Annotated in this window: 20 protein-coding genes; 16 read left to right on the top strand and 4 right to left on the bottom strand. The window is 60.1% G+C overall.

Features of this window, described 5'->3' with window-relative positions; translation table 11 throughout:
• Positions 1-8 precede the first annotated feature (8 nt).
• The 14 genes from AC0L2J_RS29440 (at position 9) to AC0L2J_RS29375 (ending at position 12,578) form a co-directional block, all read left to right on the top strand.
• Complete coding sequence (locus tag AC0L2J_RS29440) at positions 9-431, top strand: CopG family transcriptional regulator (RefSeq protein WP_473395346.1); 423 nt, start codon at positions 9-11, stop codon at positions 429-431.
• A gap of 389 nt (positions 432-820) precedes the next feature.
• Positions 821-1,483: a ribbon-helix-helix domain-containing protein gene (locus AC0L2J_RS29435; RefSeq protein WP_473395345.1), complete on the top strand. Its 663-nt coding sequence runs from the start codon at positions 821-823 to the stop codon at positions 1,481-1,483.
• A 94-nt stretch (positions 1,484-1,577) separates the two neighbouring features.
• A complete protein-coding gene (locus AC0L2J_RS29430; protein WP_473395344.1) occupies positions 1,578-2,876 on the top strand; it encodes an MFS transporter in 1,299 nt (432 codons plus the stop codon).
• Between the two features lie 246 nt (positions 2,877-3,122).
• On the top strand, positions 3,123-4,043 hold the full coding sequence (trbB, locus tag AC0L2J_RS29425) for a P-type conjugative transfer ATPase TrbB (RefSeq protein WP_473395343.1): 921 nt from the start codon (positions 3,123-3,125) through the stop codon (positions 4,041-4,043).
• A complete protein-coding gene (locus tag AC0L2J_RS29420; RefSeq protein ID WP_473395342.1) occupies positions 4,040-4,366 on the top strand; it encodes a TrbC/VirB2 family type IV secretion system protein in 327 nt (108 codons plus the stop codon). Before trbB ends, AC0L2J_RS29420 begins: the two co-directional genes overlap by 4 nt.
• A complete protein-coding gene (locus AC0L2J_RS29415) occupies positions 4,366-4,629 on the top strand; it encodes a VirB3 family type IV secretion system protein (RefSeq protein WP_007600323.1) in 264 nt (87 codons plus the stop codon). The genes AC0L2J_RS29420 and AC0L2J_RS29415 overlap by 1 nt, the downstream gene beginning before the upstream one ends.
• A gap of 10 nt (positions 4,630-4,639) precedes the next feature.
• Positions 4,640-7,081: a conjugal transfer protein TrbE gene (trbE, locus tag AC0L2J_RS29410; RefSeq protein WP_473395341.1), complete on the top strand. Its 2,442-nt coding sequence runs from the start codon at positions 4,640-4,642 to the stop codon at positions 7,079-7,081.
• Positions 7,078-7,812 carry a P-type conjugative transfer protein TrbJ gene (gene trbJ / locus AC0L2J_RS29405; protein WP_473395340.1) on the top strand — a complete coding sequence of 245 codons (735 nt, stop codon included), beginning with the start codon at positions 7,078-7,080 and terminating at the stop codon, positions 7,810-7,812. The genes trbE and trbJ overlap by 4 nt, the downstream gene beginning before the upstream one ends.
• Positions 7,812-8,186 carry a putative entry exclusion protein TrbK-alt gene (gene trbK-alt / locus AC0L2J_RS29400; protein WP_473395339.1) on the top strand — a complete coding sequence of 125 codons (375 nt, stop codon included), beginning with the start codon at positions 7,812-7,814 and terminating at the stop codon, positions 8,184-8,186. Before trbJ ends, trbK-alt begins: the two co-directional genes overlap by 1 nt.
• 3 nt (positions 8,187-8,189) lie before the next feature.
• Entirely contained in the window at positions 8,190-9,425 is a 1,236-nt protein-coding gene (gene trbL, locus AC0L2J_RS29395; protein ID WP_473395338.1) for a P-type conjugative transfer protein TrbL, read from the top strand.
• Positions 9,426-9,476: 51 nt separating this feature from the next.
• The gene (gene trbF, locus AC0L2J_RS29390; RefSeq protein ID WP_473395337.1) at positions 9,477-10,157 is read left to right on the top strand and encodes a conjugal transfer protein TrbF; all 681 of its coding nucleotides are present in this window, start codon (positions 9,477-9,479) and stop codon (positions 10,155-10,157) included.
• A 2-nt stretch (positions 10,158-10,159) separates the two neighbouring features.
• Positions 10,160-11,134: a P-type conjugative transfer protein TrbG gene (trbG, locus tag AC0L2J_RS29385; protein WP_473395336.1), complete on the top strand. Its 975-nt coding sequence runs from the start codon at positions 10,160-10,162 to the stop codon at positions 11,132-11,134.
• A complete protein-coding gene (locus AC0L2J_RS29380) occupies positions 11,131-12,333 on the top strand; it encodes a TraB/TrbI/VirB10 family type IV secretion system protein (protein ID WP_473395334.1) in 1,203 nt (400 codons plus the stop codon). The genes trbG and AC0L2J_RS29380 overlap by 4 nt, the downstream gene beginning before the upstream one ends.
• Positions 12,334-12,335: 2 nt before the next feature.
• Complete coding sequence (locus AC0L2J_RS29375; protein WP_473395333.1) at positions 12,336-12,578, top strand: DUF2274 domain-containing protein; 243 nt, start codon at positions 12,336-12,338, stop codon at positions 12,576-12,578.
• On the opposite strand, the gene AC0L2J_RS29370 is transcribed toward AC0L2J_RS29375, so the two are convergent.
• The 3 genes from AC0L2J_RS29370 to AC0L2J_RS29360 all read right to left on the bottom strand — a co-directional run bounded on the left by AC0L2J_RS29370 (position 12,508) and on the right by AC0L2J_RS29360 (position 15,026).
• Positions 12,508-13,503 (bottom strand): LysR family transcriptional regulator, encoded by a 996-nt coding sequence (locus tag AC0L2J_RS29370; protein ID WP_473395332.1) that lies wholly within the window; start codon positions 13,501-13,503, stop codon positions 12,508-12,510. The genes AC0L2J_RS29375 and AC0L2J_RS29370 overlap by 71 nt on opposite strands.
• A gap of 72 nt (positions 13,504-13,575) precedes the next feature.
• Positions 13,576-14,208, bottom strand: a complete 633-nt coding sequence (locus tag AC0L2J_RS29365) for an acyl-homoserine-lactone synthase (RefSeq protein WP_473395331.1) — start codon at positions 14,206-14,208, stop codon at positions 13,576-13,578.
• A 95-nt stretch (positions 14,209-14,303) separates the two neighbouring features.
• On the bottom strand, positions 14,304-15,026 hold the full coding sequence (locus AC0L2J_RS29360; RefSeq protein WP_473395330.1) for a LuxR family transcriptional regulator: 723 nt from the start codon (positions 15,024-15,026) through the stop codon (positions 14,304-14,306).
• Positions 15,027-15,331: 305 nt separating this feature from the next.
• On the opposite strand from AC0L2J_RS29360, the gene ald reads away from it, so the two are divergent.
• Both ald and AC0L2J_RS29350 read left to right on the top strand, forming a co-directional pair.
• Complete coding sequence (ald, locus tag AC0L2J_RS29355; protein WP_473395329.1) at positions 15,332-16,444, top strand: alanine dehydrogenase; 1,113 nt, start codon at positions 15,332-15,334, stop codon at positions 16,442-16,444.
• Positions 16,445-16,867: 423 nt separating this feature from the next.
• A complete protein-coding gene (locus AC0L2J_RS29350; protein ID WP_473395328.1) occupies positions 16,868-17,923 on the top strand; it encodes an alpha/beta hydrolase family protein in 1,056 nt (351 codons plus the stop codon).
• Between the two features lie 350 nt (positions 17,924-18,273).
• Here AC0L2J_RS29350 and AC0L2J_RS29345 read toward each other — a convergent pair whose 3' ends face one another.
• Positions 18,274-18,756: a MarR family winged helix-turn-helix transcriptional regulator gene (locus AC0L2J_RS29345; protein WP_473395327.1), complete on the bottom strand. Its 483-nt coding sequence runs from the start codon at positions 18,754-18,756 to the stop codon at positions 18,274-18,276.
• Between the last annotated feature and the right edge of the window lie 89 nt (positions 18,757-18,845).

The following is an 18,845-nucleotide window of genomic DNA, read 5'->3' as shown; positions in this document are numbered from 1 at the left end:
GGGGCAGCGTGAAAAAGATCCAGCTCAGCATTTATCTCGATCCGGAAACCTTCAAAACCCTCGAGGCCTTCGCACAACGCCGGGGTCAGCCCAAGTCCCTGGTCGCCGAGGCCGCGATTGCCACCTTTCTTTCTCCCGATGACTCCGATCGGCGCGAGGCCGCGATCGCCAAGCGGCTGGACCGGATCGCGCGCCTGCTTGAGCGCCTCGAGCGCAATGATGGCGTCACGCTTGAGACCATCGCGCTCTTCATCCGTTTCTGGCTGACCTCAACGCCGGCGCTCCCCGAACATTCGACACCCGCCGCGCGCGCCAAGGGCGCAGAACGTTACGATCGCTTTGTTGAGGCGCTGGGACGGCGGCTTGCAAGCGGATCCACCGTCCTGAAAGAGGTGAGCATCGACATGCACGCCTCTGAGAAGCCCGAGTAATCAGTACGGGCGCTCCAATGCGCCCTGGCAGCTTCTGGCGATGGGTACGGCGCTGAGTCAGATAAGCAGACTGCAGGTCGGCAGCACGCCACGAAGCAACAAGCGATGGTCGCGTCACTCAAGGCGCCCGGGCCCGCTGCAACAGCCCGTTAGCTGCCCGCGAATGACATAGGCTTACAAATCCCGCTCTTCTTGAGACCGCCTTGTCTTTCTTTGGCTACGCCAGACCACGACGCAGATGTCGGTGCGGTTGAAGTGACGTTCGGATTGGCCCTTGTGTCAAGTCCATCATCGCTGGGGGCGATTCAGCCGTTTCGATTCCGAAATCGACGCCGCGCGTGCCGCGGTGCGCGGGCAGGTCGCGGCCGCAAATTGGGAGTGAACAAGCAGTGCAAGTCGATGGAGAGCTTGGAGGCCAGCCCAGCTCGATTGTGAATCAAGCCGACAGCGATGCGCAGCCGAGCCCAAACGAAGGAGCGCGAACCAAGAAGGTCACCGTTCAGCTCTCCGAGAGCATGCTTCAGCGGCTTGAAGTTGCGACCGAACGCCCGGGGGTCGGCAAGAGCATGGTCCTCGAGACGGCGCTTGAACGATTCCTGAATCCTTCACCGTCCATCGAGGGCCTCTTTCATGAGGCTCTGGACCGGATAAGTGGCCAGATGGCCAGGCTCGAGCGCGAGATCGCGATCATCGCCGAGACCGTAGCCCTGCATGCGCGCTATCACCTCACCGTGACGCCGCCCGTGCCGCCATCCGGGCAGCGGGAGGCTTGCCTGCTCGGGCAGCAGCGGTTCAAGGTATTGGCGGAGCAAGTCGAACGGCGGGTACGGCTCGGTCAGCCATTGATCCAGGAGACGATCGATCGGCTGGGCAGGCGCGGTCGACCTGCCGGCGAAGCTCTTGGCGGCGCATCACAGCGTGCGGCAGAAGAGCAGCCGAGAAAGGAAGGTCTGTCCGCAGTCGCGGCGGATGGAAACTCCGAGCCGAGCGCTGCCGCCGTGGAGGGCGGCAGCAATCCGAACTTTCGAAACCTGCCCAACTCCTTTTGTTAGGCCGGCCGCCAGAAGCGTGCGGAAGGAGCTTGGGTCGCAAATATTGCCGGTGGCACGAGTTGAGCCAATCCCTGTTTGGCGGCTCATCGCGTGCGTGTTTCTTCCCTTCGCGGCCGGGTACTACCTTTCGTACCTGTTCCGGACGATCAATACACTCATTGCTGGCCGCCTCGCCTCTGATCTCGGGCTTGGCGCTGCCGATATCGGGCTGCTCACGTCAATCTATTTTCTGGTCGTTATGGCGGCCCAGATTCCGATCGGCATGTTACTTGATCGCTTTGGGCCGCGCCGGGTCCAGAGCGTGCTCTTGGCTGTTGCTGCAGGGGGGGCCGCGCTCTTTGGACTATCGACGGGATTCCTGTCGCTTCTTTTTGCTCGCGCGATTGTCGGACTTGGGAGTGCAGCAGCCCTGATGTCCGGGCTGAAAATCATCGTCCTCTGGTTTCCAAGAGAACGAATGGCCCTCATCAATGGCTATATGATCATGCTGGGCTCATTGGGGGCCGTTACCGCAACGGCTCCTGCCGAGGTGCTGCTGGACTGGATCGGATGGCGGGGTCTATTCGGCGTGCTAGGCGCCGCAAGCGCGCTTGCTGCCATTTTGATCTATCTCGTGGTTCCCGAACGAACCACTGGGCCACAGGGTAGCAGGACGCCCGCCACTCTGAAAACAGTCTATTCCGATGCGCGCTTCTGGAGAATGGCGCCCTTATCGGCGACCTGCATCGGGTCCGCTTGGGCACTGCAATCCTTATGGGCGGCGCCCTGGCTTTCCGATGTGGAGCGGCTGGATCGAACGAGACTCGTCAACGAATTGTTCGTGATGGCGGTCGCTTTGAGTCTCGGCGCTCTGGTCTTGGGCGTCCTTGCCAACTGGGTGCGCCGCCGGGCTAAGAAGAGCGAGGCTCTGTTTGGCTTGGTCGCGGCGATGTTGATTGTGGCGGAGCTTGTGCTGATCCTGCATCCGCCCTGGCCTTCACTCCTGCCGTGGTGCGTGCTGTCGATGGCCGGATCAGCCACTGCTCTGACCTACGCCATCATAGCGGATTATTTCCCGGCCGAGCTGGTTGCGCGCGCCAATGGAGGTCTGAATGTCCTGCAATTTGGCTGGGCTTTCGTCGTGCAGTACGGGACGGGACTGATTCTGGAGCAATGGCCTCTAGAGGCGGGGCATTATCCTTTAACGGCCTATCAGACCGCGTTCGGTGTGAACGTTTTGCTGCAGGTGGCAGCGTTGGTCTGGTTCGCCGCCGTCCCGTGGCTGGAGCGCCGGAAACGGAAGGCTGGCGCTTCGGCCACACGTCAGCCGGCAGGAGGCTGGAATTCAGTTGAGGTCGTTATTCCACCAGCCGAGCTCGCCATCCTGGAGGCGGACGATCACGCGGAATGGTGAAGCCAGCCTGTCGCCGGGCTGATGTCCCGGTTCATGATATTCGGCGCGTCAGAAGCGATCGTCCCTAATCTTTCTTCTTCTACGCCAGACTACGATTGACATGGTCTCATTGTTGCTGTCGCGCAGGTTCTGCTTTTTCTAGTTGTCCTCATGTGAGGCGGCTAGACGCTAGCTGCCTCACTCAACTGGGGGGCTGTCGTGGTGATCCATTCATTTCATTCGGAAGCCGAGTTGCGCGGAGCGCGCATGCTCCGCACAGCGTTGGGGCCTGCCATCGCAGGCTTTCTGGAAGATCCGTCGATCGTTGAAGTGATGCTGAACCCCGATGGCCGGCTGTGGATCGATCGGCTGTCGAGCGGCCTTACCGATACCGGCGCGAGTCTATCAGCTGCCGACGGCGAGCGAATTGTCCGGCTGGTCGCGCACTATGTGGGCGCTGAGGTTCATGCCGGCTCGCCCCGAATCTCGGCTGAGCTGCCGGAAACGGGAGAACGTTTCGAAGGTTTGTTGCCGCCGGTCGTCGCCGCGCCGGCCTTCGCGATCCGCAAACCTGCGGTCGCCGTGTTTGGGCTGGACGACTATGTCGCTGCCGGCATCCTGAACTTGGAGCAGGCGAACGCGCTCCGCGATGCGGTCGCTACACGCAAGAACATCCTGGTCGCGGGCGGCACATCGACGGGCAAGACGACGCTGACGAACGCGCTTCTGGCGGAGGTGGCCAAAGGTTCGGACCGCGTCGTTCTCATTGAAGATACGCGGGAGCTTCAGTGCACGGCGCCGAACCTCGTGGCGCTGCGGACCAAGGATGGCGTCGTCTCGCTGTCCGAACTTGTGCGCTCGTCGCTTCGCCTGCGCCCTGATCGTATCCCGATTGGCGAGGTGCGCGGAGCCGAGGCGCTGGATCTGCTCAAAGCCTGGGGGACTGGACATCCGGGCGGAATCGGCACGATCCACGCCGGCACCGCGCTTGGCGCGCTCCGCCGGCTCGAGCAGCTGATCCAGGAGGCCGTCGTCACGGTCCCGCGCGCGCTGATCGCCGAGACCATCAACATCATCGCCGTGCTCTCTGGCCGTGGTGCCGAACGGCGTTTGAGCGAACTCGCTTCTGTCACCGGGCTAGGGTCATCAGGCGACTACACCCTTTCGAAAACCGGAGATCAGTCATGAACGTACGATCATCTTTCGGGCGAGGTTTCGCATCAGTTGCAGCATTCGCTTGTCTGCACCTGGCGAGTAGCCCGGCCTGGGCCGCCGGCTCGAACATGCCCTGGGAGCAGCCCCTCAACCAGATCCTGCAATCGGTCGAAGGACCCGTAGCCAAGATCATCGCGGTCATCATCATCATCGTAACCGGTCTTTCGCTCGCATTCGGCGACACCTCGGGGGGCTTCCGGCGGCTGATCCAGATCGTGTTTGGTCTGTCGATCGCATTTGCCGCCTCGAGCTTCTTCCTGTCGTTCTTCTCGTTCGGCGGCGGGGTGGTGATCTGATGGATGAGCCAGTCCCGGGCTTTGTCGCCCCTGTCCACCGTGCGCTGACCGAGCCGATCCTGATGGGCGGTGCACCGCGATCGGTTGCCATTCTCAACGGCACATTGGCTGCAGCGCTGGGCCTTGGTCTGCGCTTGTGGCTGGCAGGCCTTCTGCTGGCGTTCATCGGTCACATGGCCGCGGTCTGGGCCGCAAAACGCGATCCGGAATTCGTCGAAGTCGTGCGCCGGCACGTTCGTGTTCCCGGTCACCTCAGCGCTTGAGAATAGTCCCATGATGAATCTTGCCGAATACCGCCGCTCGAATACGCGCCTTGCTGATTTCCTGCCTTGGGCTGCTCTGGTCGACGAGGGAATTGTATTGAACAAGGACGCCTCACTTCAGCGGACGGCGCGGTTCAGGGGACCGGACCTCGACAGTTCCGTGCCGGCCGAGCTTGTTGCGGTCGCAAGCCGGCTGAACAATGCGCTCCGGCGTCTCGGATCCGGTTGGGCGGTTTTTGTCGAGGCGCAACGGCATTCGGCAGGGCGCTATCCGCCCGACACATTCCCGGATGTCGCATCCGCCCTGGTGGATGCGGAGCGGAAAGCGCAATTCGAGGAGGCCGGCAGCCATTATGAATCGAGCTACTACCTGACCTTCCTTTATCTGCCGCCTGCAGAGAGTGCAGCTGTGGCAGAGCGTCTCCTGTACGAGGGCGGCCATCGCAGCGCGGGAGCGGATGCGCGCGAGGTGCTGAGTGGCTTCGTCGACCGGACCAACCGCGTGCTGCAGCTCGTTGAGGGCTTTATGCCGGAATGCGGCTGGCTCGAAGACGAGCAAACGCTGACTTACCTGCACTCGACGGTGTCGACCAAGCGGCATCGTGTTCGGGTGCCGGAAATCCCGATGTATCTCGATGCGCTGCTTGCCGATCAGCCGCTAATCGGCGGGCTTGAGCCGATGCTGGGTGACGCGCATGTGCGTGTCTTGACGGTTGTGGGGTTTCCCACTGCGACGACGCCCGGGATCCTCGATGATCTGAACCGCCTCGCATTCCCGTACCGCTGGTCGACGCGGGCGATCATGCTCGACAAGACGGATGCTCTCAAGCTCCTGACCAGGATCAGGCGGCAATGGTTTGCCAAGCGCAAGTCGATTGCCGCGATCCTGAAGGAGGTGATGACCAACGAGGCGTCCACGCTTCTGGATACCGATGCCCACAACAAGGCGATGGATGCAGATCACGCGCTCCAGGAACTCGGCTCGGATCAGATTGGAGAGGCCTTTGTGACGGCAACCGTCACGGTCTGGGACAGGGATCCGCACGCGGCGGACGAAAAGCTCCGCCTCGTTGATAAGGTGATCCAGGGCCGGGACTTTACCTCCATGACCGAGACAGTGAATGCCGTTGAGGCCTGGCTCGGCAGCCTGCCGGGTCAGGTCTATGCAAACGTGCGCCAGCCGCCGGTGTCGACGCTAAATCTCGCCCACATGATCCCGCTCTCTGCGGTCTGGGCGGGAGAGGTGAGGGACCATCATTTCAAGGCGCCTCCGCTGTTCTTCGGCAAGACGGAAGGATCGACCCCTTTCCGCTTCTCGCTCCATGTCGGGGATGTCGGACATACCTTGGTGATTGGGCCGACGGGCGCCGGCAAATCGGTGCTGCTCGCGCTGATGGCGCTGCAGTTCCGGCGATATCCGGCCGCTCAGATCTTTGCCTTCGATTTCGGTGGGTCGATCCGTGCGGCGGCGATCGCCATGGGTGGCGACTGGTATGATCTCGGCGGCGCAGTTGGTGGAGACTCGACAGAATTCGTGGCGCTCCAGCCGCTTGCGCATATCGAGGATATCGGTGAGCGCGGTTGGGCAGCCGATTGGATTGCTTCGATCCTTACGCGCGAGCGCATCGAGGTCACGCCCGAGACCAAGGATCATGTCTGGTCGGCCTTGACCTCGCTCGCCTCGGCGCCAGTTCGGGAGCGGACGCTGACGGGCTTGTCCGTTCTTCTGCAATCCAATGCCTTGAAGCGCGCGCTGCAACCCTATTGCCTCGGCGGGCCGTTTGAGCGGCTGCTGGATGCCGAAGGTGAACGGCTGGGAGAGACCTCCGTCCAGGTGTTTGAGACTGACGGGTTGATCGGGACCGGTGTCGCGCCGGCGGTTCTCTCCTATTTGTTCCACCGGATTGAGGATCGCTTCGACGGCCGTCCGACCCTTCTCATCATCGATGAGGGCTGGCTTGCGCTGGACGATGCCGATTTTGCCGGTAAGCTCCGCGAATGGCTGAAGACGCTGCGCAAGAAGAACGCCTCCGTCGTGTTTGCGACCCAGTCGCTGGCCGATATCGATGGCTCCGCAATTGCGCCCGCCATTATCGAGAGCTGCCTGACCCGGATCCTGCTTCCCAATGACCGCGCGATCGAGCCGCAAATCATGGCGGTCTACCGGCGCTTTGGACTGAATGACCGGCAGATCGAGATCCTCGCCCGCGCGACGCCAAAGCGCGACTACTACTGCCAGTCGCGCCGGGGCAACCGCCTGTTCGAGCTTGGTCTTGGCGAAATCGCGCTCACCTTTGCGGCCGCGTCGTCCAAGACCGACCAGGCTCTCATCGAGCGGGTTCTTGAAGAGCACGGACGAGACGATTTCGTCACCGGCTGGCTCAAGGCGCGCGACCTCAGCTGGGCCTGCAATCTCATTCCGCAGCTTGCCAAGGAAGGTGGCTTGTCATGAAACGTCTCCGTCCGCTGCTGGCAGCAAGCATCATCGCAATTAGCCTGACCCAAGCGCCCCGGGAAGGAAAGGCACAGTGGATCGTGTTCGATCCCAACAACTACGTGCAAAATGTGCTGACGGCCGCGCGCGAGCTGCAACAGATCAACAACCAGATCACGTCGCTGCAAAACGAAGCGCAGATGTTGATCAATCAGGCGAAGAACCTGGCGAGCCTGCCGTATTCGTCGTTGCAGCAGCTCGAGCAATCGATCCAGCGCACGCAGCAGCTGCTCAGTCAAGCGCAGCGCATTGCCTACGATGTCCAGCAGATCGATCTCGCGTTCTCGACAACTTATGCGCCGGCATCCGCGAGCATGTCCAATGGGCTCCTCGTCGCCAACGCCAAGACCCGCTGGCAGAATGCGGTTGCCGGCCTGCAGGACGCCATGCGGGTGCAGGCAACCGTCGTCGGCAATCTCGATACCAACCGCACCCAGATGTCGGCCCTGGTCACGGCGAGCCAGGGCGCGTCAGGTGCTCTGCAGGCAAGTCAGGCCGGCAACCAGCTCCTTGCACTGCAAGCCCAGCAGCTTGCTGATCTCACCGCGACCGTGGCCGCGCAGGGGCGCGCGCAAACGCTCGAAGCCGCGCAAAGAGCAGTAGCCCAGGATCAGGGGAGGGAGCAGCTGCGGCGCTTTCTGACCCAAGGTCAGGGCTATCAACCGACAACCGTGCAGATGTTCCACTGATGATGAAGAACAGATTTGAACGGCTGCCGATGACGGTGGCAGTTAGCCTCATAGTCCTGGTCGTCGCCGCCTGCGCCATTCGCCTGCGCGGCGACGACAGTGCGACCAAATCTTCCGCCTCGCTCGCTGCGAAGCCCGATCCGGCGGCGGCAAAGCTCGAGCAATGCCGCACCGTCACCTACGAGCAGAAAGAGGCTCTTCTCGAATGCGAGAGGATCTGGGCGGAACGGCGCAGCCAGTTCTTGGGGAAAAGCGGATCGGTAAACGGTTCGGACAGCAATGCGGGCACGGCGCCATTTTCCTCCCCGCGGCCGCGTAAGGACGAAAGCCGCCTGCCGTCGCTCTCACCCTCCATTCCAAGCCAAAGCGAGTGAGCAATGGGTGGCACCTCCGTCATCGACCAGTTTCTGGAAGCCTTCACCCGCTACATCGATTCCGGATTTGGCCTGGTCGGAGGCGAAGTCGGATATCTCGCCACGACGTTAGCTGCAATCGACCTCACGCTTGCGGGCCTGTTCTGGTCCCTCGGAAGTGATGAGGAGATTCTTGCCCGACTGGTCAAGAAAACCTTGTTTGTCGGTGTCTTTGCCTACCTGATCGGTAATTGGAACAGCCTTGCCCGCATCGTCTTCGAGAGCTTTGCAGGTCTTGGCCTCAAAGCCTCGGGCACGAGCCTGTCATCGGCAGATTTCTTGCGGCCAGGTCGGATCGCGCAAGTGGGGCTCGATGCCGGCCGTCCGATCCTGGACTCCATCTCGGGCCTGATGGGGTATGTCAGCTTCTTCGAAAATTTCGTCCAGATCGCGGTCCTGCTGTTCGCCTGGATCGTGGTGCTGCTCGCCTTCTTTATTCTCGCCATCCAGCTCTTCGTCACGCTGATCGAGTTCAAGCTGACGACGCTTGCAGGTTTCGTCCTGATCCCCTTCGGTCTGTTCGGCAAGACCGCCTTTGCGGCCGAACGCGTGCTGGGCAACGTCATCTCCTCCGGCGTCAAGGTTTTGGTCCTCGCCGTCATCGTCGGCATTGGATCGACCTTGTTCTCGCAGTTCACGGCAGGTTTCGGCGGCAATCAGCCGACCATCGAGAACGCGATGGCGCTGGTGCTCGGCGCTCTCGCCTTGTTGGGCCTCGGCATTTTCGGACCTGGGATTGCCAATGGCATCGTCTCCGGAGGTCCGCAGCTCGGCGCGGGCAGCGCCGTCGGGACGGGACTTGCCGCCGGTGGAGTCGTTGCGGCTGGCGCTGGCCTTGCGGCTGGCGTTGCCGGGCTTGCCGGCGGAGCGATTGCAGGTGCCGCACGCGGTGGAAGCGCGATTGCAAGCGGCACCATAAGCGTGTTTCGGGCGGGGAGTCAGTCCGGCTCCGAGGCGAGCGCATCCGGGGCTGTAAGTCCCCTGCGTTCGGTCGCAGCTGGTCTTGGTGGAACGGCGAGCGACGCCGGTAAGGGGGAAGGGGGCGCCCCGAGAGCGTCAGACAGTGCGCCCTCTTGGGTTCGGCGCATGAAGAGAGCGCAGACGATCAGCCATGGCGCATCAGCAGCAACCCACGCGATCCGTTCGGGTGATCACGGAGGCGGCGGCGGATCTGTCGACCTCTCGCAAGAGGATCGCTGACTCTTCTGATCGGCCAACTCCATTTTCTCCCCCGTCACTTGAGGTCAAGCAATGTTCAAACGATCGGCTGTTCACTATGGCCGCACGCCAGAAGCCGTCACTCCCTATCAACGCGCAGCCCAGGTCTGGGATGATCGCATTGGGTCTGCGCGCGTGCAGGCCAAGAACTGGCGCCTGATGGCCTTTGGCTCCCTCTTCTTATCGGCTGCTCTCGCCGGCGCCCTGGTCTGGCAATCGGCGCACGGGACGATCACGCCCTGGGTGGTCGAGGTCGATCAATTGGGCGAAGCGAAAGCCGTAGCTCCGGCAAATGCCAGCTATCAACCGACCGATCCGCAAGTAGCTTTTCACCTGGCGCGCTTCATCGAGCATGTGCGTGGCCTGCCGATGGACGCCATCGTCCTGCGCGAAAACTGGCTCCACGCCTACGACTTTACAACCGATCGCGGTGCGGCCGCACTGAATGACTACGCCCGCAACAACGATCCGTTCGCCAAGCTCGGCAAGACGCAAATTGCGATCGAGGTCTCGAGCGTCGTTCGGGCATCTCCTGAGAGCTTTCGCCTCGCTTGGGTCGAACGCCGCTACGACAACGGTCAGCTGGCCGTAACCGAGCGGTGGAGCGCGATCGTCAGCGTCATCGTGGAGATGCCTCGCGATCTCGATCGCCTACGCAAAAATCCCCTTGGCATCTACGTCAACGCCATCAACTGGTCGAAGGAGCTGGGCTAGTCATGCCGTCAGGTCTCGTTATTGCGTCACAGAGGGGCCGCCCGAGCCTGGCTCTGGCTCTTATTGTTGGTGTGTCCACCCTTGGCGGTTGCACCACGTTCAAACCGCCGCAAATTAGTTACGATAGCGATGTCCCGCCAGCTCCAGATCTGCCGGCGCTTGCCGACGACCGGCCGCGGCCGCTGCATGTCCCACCGGCCTGGAAGGCGGCCCGCGGCGGCAAGAACGCGGAAGCCAAGGAGCCGATTGAACGGATTGAGACCGCGAATGACGCCGCACGTGTGCAGCCGCGGAAGGCTGGCTACTTCAATGCGGTGCAGGTGTTTTCGTATAGTCCGGGCGCTCTTTATCAAATCTATGTCGCGCCGGGGCAGATCACGGACATTGCGCTGGAGCCCGGCGAGCAGCTGATCGGCTCGGGACCAGTTGCCGCGGGTGATACTGTGCGTTGGGTGGTCGGCGATACCGAAAGCGGCAGCGGCGACACGCGACGTGTGCACATCATGGTGAAGCCGACGCGCTCCTCGATTGAGACCAATCTCGTCATCAACACCGATCGCCGCACTTACCTGATGGAACTGCGCTCCCGCGAAAGGCCCTACATGCCACAGGTCACATGGTTCTATCCGGAGGACCGGACCGCGCGTGGTCGAGCTCTGCCGCCCACACCCGTCATCCCGGGTCAGGCGCAGCGCCGTTACCGCTACGCCATCGAGGGAGACAGCCCACCGTGGCGTCCTGTCAATGCCTATGACGATGGGCGCAAGGTCTATATCGAGTTTTCGCCCGGCGTCGGCCAGGGCGAGATGCCGCCGCTGTTCGTGATCGGGCCTGACGGCAAAACCGAACTCGTCAACTATCGCGCTTACGGCAATGTGTTGATCGTCGACCGGCTGTTCGCCGCCGCGGAACTGAGGCTGGGCGAGGAGCACCAGCAGAAGGTTAGGATCCTCCGAACCGACGGGAGGTCGCTGTGACAGAGACTGGCCAGCCGAATGACACGCCCAAGGACGCTCCTCGGGTTAAGCCGCCGGAAGATATCGCCGAAACCCTTCGGCTCCGGCCAGATCGGCCGCAAGTTACGCGCCTATCGCGTAAGGTGCTTGCGGGCGGCAGCGCCCTTTTTCTGGTGCTCATCTCTGGTGCGGTCTTCTGGGCTCTGCAGGAGAAGCGATCGCGCTCGCCGGCCGCCGAGGAGCTTTACGCGACCGACCACCACAATGTCGCTGATCAGCTTGCAACCTTGCCGAAGGATTATGCTGAGATCCCGAAGGAGGTGCCGCGCCTTGGACCACCTTTACCCGGCGATCTTGGCCGGCCGATCGTCGCAGCACAGGGCTCTTCGACCCCCAGCCCGCTTGGTGTTGACGCTGAACAGCAGCGCGTCAATCAGGAGAGCGAGGCGGCACGCACCAGCAAGGTGTTTGCCAGCACGAGCGTCCGCGCACAGGCCCCTGTCACATCGCCAAGTGAAGCCCCATCAAATGCAGCGCCATCTGACGAAGCATTTGCCCAGAATGGCCAGGATCGAAAACTTGCGTTCGTCAGTGCTTCCGTTGACCGTCGAACCACGAGTCCCGATCGCCTCGCAAGACCGGTCTCTCCCTTTGTGGTCCAGGCGGGAACGGTCATTCCGGCTGCTCTTATCACGGGGATTCGGTCCGACCTGCCTGGGCAGATCACGGCCCAAGTCACAGAAGCGGTATATGATTCCCCTACCGGGCGAGCTCGCCTTATCCCGCAAGGAGCCCGGTTGATCGGGACGTATGATAGCCAAGTCGCATTTGGCCAATCGCGCGTACTCCTGGTGTGGACGCGCCTCATCATGCCAAATGGGCGGTCGCTCGTGCTGGAGCGGCAGCCGGGCGCAGATGCCGCCGGCTACTCTGGGCTTGAGGATGAGGTCGACAACCATTGGAAGGAGTTATTGGGGGCAGCTGCGCTCTCGACGCTGCTCGCCGTCGGCACCGAGGTGAATTCCGGAGCGGACACCGGTAGCTCCAACAGCGACCTCATTGCCGCGCTCCGGCGCGGGGCAGCGGATTCGGCCAACCAGACTGGCCAGCAGGTGGTCCGTCGCAATCTCAACATCCAGCCGACGTTGACAATTCGTCCGGGATTTCCCGTGCGGGTCATCGTCAATCGCGATCTGGTGCTCGAACCGTATAGAGGTTAAGGTTGACCAAACTCAAACTCAGTGCAATCGAAGACGATAAACCGGTCAAAGTCACGCACGAATTACCTGCGAGCATCCACCGGGATCTTGTGGCCTACGCGGATATCCTCGCGCAGGAGACCGGTCAGCCGATTGGCGACCCGGCCAAGCTTATCGCGCCGATGTTGGCGCGCTTCATGGCGGCGGACCGGAGTTTCCGGAAAGCCCGGCGAGGGCGTCAACGTCAGAGCGGCCGCCAGGAATGACGTCGGAGAGTAGCTGCAGGAATTCCTGCAGGGCTGGATTGTTGTTGTCGCCGCGCCAATAAGCGTAGAACTCGAAGCGGCTCGGGCCCGTCCCATCGCGTAGCTCCCTATACGCAAGACCGCCAAAATTCGCTCCTACATCGGATTCTAATACCAGGCTTATTCCTGTGTGCATGCTGATCAGGCTCTTGATGATGCCTGGACTGACTTCGTGGCGCTCGATTTTGGGGCGATCCTCGGCCGATACGAGCTTAGAAATAAGCAGATCTTCGAGTTCCTTTCCCGGATCGCAATAGCTCAGCAACACCGTCTCGCCGCGGAGGTCAGTCCAGGACACACTCTCGCGCCGCGCCAGCGTATGATCATGCGGAAAGACCACCAGAACGCGCTCGCTCCAAAGCAGCATTTCCTTGCCGTCCAACAATGGCAAGCTACCTGTTACGAGCAGAACATCAAGCGCGCCATTGCGAAGTGCAGCTGCCAAACGCATCCGCGACCGTTCCACCGTTGAGAGGTCGATCTGCGGGAATCGTTGCTTAAATGCGAGGAGTAAAGCCTTCAAATTGCGTGCAGAAAGCGAAGTGCAGAAGCCAACCGTCAGACGACCGGTTTCGCGGTTATGAACAGATGTCGCCGTTGCGATGAGTGCCTCAAATTCTTCCAAGATCGTCCTTGCGTACCGAAGCACCTGGCGGCCGGCCTGGGTAGGGCGCACGCCTCCGCTATAACGCTCGAAGATGACGATACCCAAGTGGTGTTCAATCTCGTCGATCCTTCGGCTGACGCTGGATTGTTGGGACTTCAGCAATTCCGCGGTTGCGCGAAAGCTGCCGCAATCGGCGGCAGCAACGGCCCACCTCAGGTGTTTCAATTCGAGTGCCTTATCGGCTTGTAGGGAGACTCTTGGTCGAGAGCTTTTGCGCATCGTGAGCCATAAGCGGGTTAGGCAATCTGCTTCGGTTCGAAGCGAAGACGCGATTGTACGTGCTTGCAAATACTAGCCAGCCGTTCGGATGACGGGAGCCCATAGTACCGGACCTGAGATGAGCCCCGCCTTGCGGACACGTTCCAAGGCATCGGTTGATACCTCCAGACACCCCGCAACAGCTGTGGTGTTTCCAAGAGCATGAGCTTTCCCAATCCTGCGAAGGGGCCAGCCTGCGCGCCTAAGAATACGCTCCATCCGGGCGTCGGTGACGGTGACGATTTCGGTCAACGCAGTGAATAGGCCAAATTCAATCATGCCCGCAAAGAGCTCGTAGGTCGCTGCAGCAAGTCCACCTCCCGCCTTCGGAGCATCTGAGGGGACATCGAGCGCGAAGCGGCTGCTTTCCCAGATCCGATTGCTTCGTGGTGCGGGCTCCCCGTCCAGCAGGATCGGGAAGGTGTCTCTCAACATAGTTGGGCCGGTCGAGGGCAAAAGCCGGACGCAACCTCGAATCTGTCCGGCTGCGCAGCGGTTGATCAGGTGCACCGGCCTGAGGACGTCAAACTCGTCGACTTCCATGTCACCGCTGACCTCGACGTTCCAGTCTAGGCGCCGCTTGAACACGCGGTACCGTAGCCGGTGCATCTCTGCGAGATCGTGGATGAATACGCCGTAGTATTCGGGCGCGATGAGCTGCATCATTTTTGTCTCCCTGCTTTGTGTCGGCAATTAAGCAGGGAGATTCGGCCCGAGAGCATCCTGTGTAGTTGCACAGGTGTTCGTGGACGGCTAATGATCTATTTTCGAGATTTTGCTTCCGTTAACAGCACGATGGCTTGATGAAGCGACCTGACACCGAGCTTTGCACGGGCGTTGTCCAGGTGAAAGCATGCGGTTCGCTCGGCAATACCGAGAATTGTCCCGATATCGCAAGCTGATTTGCCGCGCGCGGACCATTCAAGGCATTGGTACTCGCGAGGAGACAACAAGACCCCGCCGACCATGCGATCGATCGTCAAAAAACGCTTCGCGTGTGCATGAAAGAAGCTCGCGATGAGCCGCAGGCTCTGGGCGTGCTCGACCAAGGAACGCTCGAAGCAAGTGCTACGCTCGTCCCCCGCAAAACTCAGCGCGGCAATCGGGCCGTGATCATCGTGGATCGGGAATGTAAATCCACATCGAATCCCAAATTTTGCGGCTTCTTCGAATAACGTGCGCTCGGTATCCGGGCAATCTCCGAGTCTGAATCCCAGCCCCCATCGAAAGGGCCTGGGCTGGTGGATTGCATGACGCACTACCGGATCGACAGAGTCATAGCCCCGCTGCAAATAGATACCGGTCCAGGAGGATGGATAAGTCGAGATAAGGTCCGGAGCACTGCTAGGCGTGCGGCGAAACGTAAGATAGGCGAAGAAAGACAAGTTCAATGCGGCGGTGACATCGGCCATGCTTTGCTGAATTGCCTCTCGATGCGTGCTTTCGGTCAATCGCTCGGCAAATTTCTGAAAAACCAGATCCATCGTTGATGAACCCGTAGGCCCTCCTGCAAAGCGTTTTTCGCGTATTCGATCGAGCATCGCGAATAGGGCAAAACAACGAAGAGGTGGAGCCAAAAAGATTGACTTCGCTGGAGTAACGACGCGCGGCGCGTCTAGGCGCTCCGCCCGATACAATGGGAAGTAACTGTAAATCGGGGCTCACCATCTGCCGAAATACTGCACGTGGGAGTGAAAGATCGCCGAATTAATGCGTCGTTCGGGCGTCGTAGCTACAGGTTTGTGTCGCCGCTGCGACTACAAAGGACCGCTCACCAAGGAGATTGCATATGAAAGTCGGTGTTCCCAAGGAAATCAAGACGCACGAATACCGCGTCGGCCTGACACCTGGAGCCGTCCGGGAATACGTCGCTGCCGGTCACACGGTCCTGGTGGAGACGGGTGCCGGTGCAGGCATTGGCGCTGCAGATGATGGTTATCGCAAAGCAGGTGCGAGGATTGCCGAGTCTGCTCGCGAGGTGTTTTCGTCGAGCGAGATGATCGTGAAGGTTAAGGAGCCGCAGCCGTCTGAGTGGACGCAGCTACGAGAGAACCAGATTCTTTTTACTTACCTGCATTTGGCGCCGGACCCCGAGCAGGCTAAAGGCCTCATGAAGTCGGGATGTACTGCCATTGCTTACGAGACCGTTACCGATGCGCATGGAGGGCTTCCGCTGCTTGCTCCGATGAGCGAGGTCGCGGGAAGGCTTTCGATTGAGGCAGCTGGTGCGGCACTGAAACGTTACGCCGGTGGGCGCGGCCTGTTGATCGGCGGTGTGCCAGGCGTTCAACCTGCCCGTATCGTGGTGATTGGAGGCGGCGTTGTCGGCACGCATGCTGCGCGCATGGCCGCCGGCCTGGGTGCTGAGGTGACAATCCTGGACCGTTCGATACCTCGGCTTCGCGAGCTGGATGAGCTCTTTGAAGGACGGGTACGTACCAGATTCTCGACAATCGATGCTGTTGAGGAAGAGGTCTTCGCCGCGGACGTCGTGATCGGCGCCGTTCTGGTTCCGGGTGCAAGTGCGCCGAAGCTGGTCAGCCGCGGTATGCTGAGCTCAATGCGCAAGGGGGCCGTGATTGTCGACGTGGCTATCGATCAGGGCGGATGCTTCGAAACGTCGCGAGCGACCACACACGCCGAGCCGACCTACGAGGTTGATGGTGTCATTCACTACTGTGTTGCCAATATGCCGGGGGCTGTCCCGCTCACCTCAAGCCAAGCCCTGAACAACGCGACTCTGCCTTTTGGCTTGGCCTTGGCCAACAAGGGGTTCGCAGCTGTGCTCGAAAATCCGCATCTGCGCGCAGGCCTGAATGTCTATCGCGGCAGGCTAACTTACAAGGCTGTGGCCGAAAGCCTTGGGCTGCCATTCTCGCCGATCGATCAGGCGGCGGCCTGATCCAGAGGCCTTCCTAGGGGGCGTTTCGTCCCTGACTTGGCGGGGTCACTCCTTCGGGGTGACCCGCTTTTTTAGTAATCTGGCAAAAGCGAGCTCCAAAAGAACCTGCATTTCGCTCCTGGTTGTCCTTACTGCATAGCCAACCGCGACATGTTTTTCATCGCGCTGAACTGGGGAACAGAGGTTTCAATGCTCCTTGCGACGACTTCTCTTGTTTCTTGGGAATAGCCAAAACGCTTCAGCGCGCCCGAAAGAGTCCTCAAAATGGGTTTTCGCGCCGAATTTCGGAGCTACGCGGTGCTCCATTCGACTATTTCGGCTTTGGCAACTTGATAATATTTGTTTCCAGAAACAGAAGCCCAAGAGGCCGACCGTCTCATCGATAGGAATTGACTCGAAACCAGCAGCACCGAGGGCAAATCTATGGATTTTGGTGCTTGGCCCCCGTTGAGGGGTGATCTTGCGTCTACAAGACGCTGCGCATCGGCTTTTTTTGACAATCTGCCGTCTGATGAGGGCCGCGCGGGGACGGTTCGGCAAAACTGGGTGGCGACATGGACAAAGACCGGAGATGCCTATTACCGTCTTGCTGACCTCAACATAAACAAATTAGCCTTCGATGAAGCAAAGGAAGCTTGGCTTTGCGCGCTAACTGCCTTCGAAGTTGCCAGGAGGCTAGTTGCTGATGATGATGCAGGCAAGGCAGGCGTTTCAGCTAAGGTTGAGGCTGGGGTTCAAAGGTTCGGAACGGCTCTCGGCTATCAGGTGGAGAGCGTAGAAATAACTTGCTTCGACGGGGCCGAACTTCAGGCCTACTATTTGCCTGCTGCTAGTACCGGTTTGTCTGCCCCAGCGGTCATTTGCGTCAGCAGCGAAGAAGAAAAGGGAGCGACGCTGCTCGGCAGGCTCCTGCCTGTGGTGATCGGGCGGGGAATGTCTGTCCTTGTTGTCTCTCATGCAGACGTCTTAAATCACTCCCGCGGCAGACCGGCGGCACTACTGTCTCACTGTTTTGATTATTTGTCGGCTCGGCCTGAGGTCGATATCAGCCGAATCGGCGTTTATGGCGACGCACTATCGGCTACTCTAGCTACTGATTTTGCAGTGTATGATCGGAGGGTCGCTGCGGCGGTTTGCGACGGTGGCATCTTGAACTGGGTGCGGACTTCGACGTCCGTCGGCTGGATAACCGGCATCGCAGATGGCCCTGCCAAGGACTGGATATCAGCATGTCGCTCGCGGTCAGCGCGACAGTTGAATTGCCCAATACTCGTGGTGGCTGGCGGCCGCGGCGTAGTCAGCGTATCGGAAGCTGTCAAGCTACAGGCTGATTGTATGGCGGCGTACATCCATTTGGACTTGGCTATGCCGCAGATCATTCGAGGAGGCTTTGGCGAGGAGGTTGAGAACTTCGTGACCGCAGATGACTGTGTCTTTAGATGGCTGAAAAACAAACTCACGAGAGCTAGAGCTCCATGATGGAAATATGAGAAGCGCATGGGAATAGAGCGTCCGACCTTGCTCGCAGGTGCGCCGATCGAATATTGAATTTGGGTAATAGCCAAAGGATCTTGTCGCGTAGTTGCGCAAAACGAGCGCGCTAGCATCTGAAATGACCACTCGCTCCAGAAATCGGCTCAGCTTCACAATAAGTCGTGGCAGAGCCGCTGTTGTACTCAGCGCTCAAACTAACGCTTTTCGAAGACCATATTTTGAACACGTGGCGGTTGGCTCACCAGGCGCTCAATGTCCTCCTTGCCGCGTTCGCTTCGCTACAGCAACATTCATCCGGTTGCAATTCACGGCGTAAGCGATCGCGGTTCTGCCGCCTACAAGACGCCTATGCTCATTTTTTGCGATGCCAATCGGCTATTTTTGGCGAACGAGGCTAGTCGCTTGTTGAGATACTCAAGCGATGCCTCGTCTAGCCCCTCCAACAATGCGGAGTTGAGGGCATCTCTTTTCATCGAGAGCTTTGAGATTTCTGCACGAGCCTTTTGAGTCAAAGACATTTGGAGGAACCGTGCATCATCGGGCGATTGCTCGCGAGCCAGAAATTCCATCGTTTCTAGCTTCTTCGTTTGGTTGGTGACGAATGTCGGATGGATTCGCAGCTTGTTTGCGACGCTAATTCCTGACACACCGCGGCCTTCATCGAGTTCATCGATCGCCATTAGGATCAGCCATTGCGGCTCCGTTAATCCCAGCACCTGGGCCCAACTCTTGTGTATTTCCTCGAGTTGGGAATGGATCTCGACAATGTTCCAGATGAAGTCCCTTACGGCCCTATCGACTTTTTCTTTTTCAGCCATGTTGGTCATTCCGCCATACCTCGGTGGCTTCCGATAGCCGGTCTATGGGCAGCACTGGATGAGAGGTATCCGTCTTAAGGCCGGGTGGA

The sequence above is a fragment of the Bradyrhizobium sp. MV1.5 genome, from assembly GCF_055807615.1.
This window is presented reverse-complemented; position numbering and strand designations above follow the sequence as displayed.